The 1,470-nt window shown below is 62.3% G+C and carries 3 protein-coding genes; all 3 read left to right on the forward strand.

Annotated elements, in window-relative coordinates:
- Window positions 1-60 precede the first annotated feature (60 nt).
- Entirely contained in the window at window positions 61-465 is a 405-nt protein-coding gene (gene tnpA, locus CQ12_RS11080) for an IS66-like element accessory protein TnpA (protein WP_057835347.1), read from the forward strand.
- Complete coding sequence (gene tnpB / locus CQ12_RS11085; protein WP_057835348.1) at window positions 462-809, forward strand: IS66 family insertion sequence element accessory protein TnpB; 348 nt, start codon at window positions 462-464, stop codon at window positions 807-809. Before tnpA ends, tnpB begins: the two co-directional genes overlap by 4 nt.
- Before the next feature lie 70 nt (window positions 810-879).
- The coding region (locus CQ12_RS11090) for an IS66 family transposase (protein ID WP_198164122.1) at window positions 880-1,470 on the forward strand (591 nt) is incomplete at its 3' end.

Raw genomic sequence — 1,470 nt, forward strand, 5'->3', positions numbered from 1 at the left:
CGTCTCCCTCCGGTGACGGCCGCCTTGTCAGGTTAAGACGAGTGCTGTGTAACAGCCCTTATGGACAGCAATAAGTGCAGTGCTCAGGTCGAGCGGTTTGAGGTTGTTGAGACTGGCCGGCGTCGTCGATGGACCGACGATGAGAAGCTCAAGATCGTCTTGGAGAGTTTGCAGATCCCACGATCCGTCTCATCGACAGCGCGGCGATACGGCATCTCGCGCTCGCTGCTGCTGACTTGGCGGCGATCGTTCGGTGCCCGGACGAGCCGTGATGAAGAGCCTCGGCCCGGCTTTGTGCCGGCGATGGTGATGCCGGATCCGCCGCCAGTGCAGTCGACAGCTCTAGCGACGTCGGCGAGCGGACGCATGGAGATTGTCTCCGGCAAAGCTTATCGAGTGATCGTGGATGCCGGCGTCGATATGACCGCGTTGTCTCGCGTGTTGGATCTGCTGGAGCGGCGATGATCCCGATCGCAGCAGGAGCGAGAATCTGGATCGCAACCGGTCACACTGACATGCGCAAAGGCATGCAGGGCCTGGCGTTGCTGGTGCAGGAGGGCCTCGGGCGAGATCCCTTTGCCAGCGACGTCTTTGTGTTCCGTGGTCGTGCCGGCACGCTAATTAAGGCGCTTTGGCACGATGGGATCGGGCTGTCGCTCTACGCCAAGCGGCTGGACCGTGGCCGTTTCATCTGGCCGGCGACGGTGGACGGTGTTGTGTCGCTGACCGCAGCTCAGATGGGCTATTTGCTGGAGGCGATCGACTGGCGCAACCCACAACACAGCTGGCGGCCGCAGAGCGCCGGATAAGTTGCGCAAGAATCCCGTGAGATTGCAAAAAGTACGCGCCAAATCGCGGCTTTTGTGATTCCATCGGTGCATGGGTGATAGCCCCAAGAAGCTGCCGGAAGACATTGAGGCGCTGCAGGCGGCGTTGTTGGCAACACGCGCCGAACTCGCCAACGTTCGCGCCCAACAATCCGACGACCAGGCGTTGATCGCTCACCTGAAGCTGCAGATCGAAAAGCTGAACCGTGATCGTTATGGCCCTCGCTCGGAGCGTACCGCGCGGCTGTTGGATCAGCTCGAACTGACGCTGGAGGAGCTCGAGGCCTCAGCGACCGAGGATGAACTGGCCGCCGAAATGTCTGCGGCCAAGACTACGACGGTGGCCTCGTTCGCGCGCAAGCGGCCATCGCGCCAGCCGTTCCCGGAGCATCTACCCCGCGAGCGCGTGATCGTCTCAGGGCCGACGTCGTGCGCCTGCTGCGGCGGCTCGCGATTGTCCAAGCTCGGCGAGGACATCACCGAGACGCTGGAGGTGATCCCGAAATCCTGGAAGGTGATCCAGCACGTCCGGGAGAAGTTCAGCTGCCGGGACTGCGAGAAGATCATTCAGGCCCCGGCGCCGTTCCATGTGATTGCCCGCGGCTGGGCTGGGCCAAGCTTGCTGGCGATGGTGATGTTCGAG

It is taken from the genome of Bradyrhizobium jicamae, from assembly GCF_001440395.1.
Lineage (GTDB): Bacteria > Pseudomonadota > Alphaproteobacteria > Rhizobiales > Xanthobacteraceae > Bradyrhizobium > Bradyrhizobium jicamae.

Bases quoted from the DNA above. Each gene is read 5' to 3' on its own strand.
- tnpB (WP_057835348.1), top strand. From the start codon at position 462: ATGATCCCGATCGCAGCAGGAGCGAGAATCTGGATCGCAACCGGTCAC.
- tnpA (WP_057835347.1), top strand. From the start codon at position 61: ATGGACAGCAATAAGTGCAGTGCTCAGGTCGAGCGGTTTGAGGTTGTT.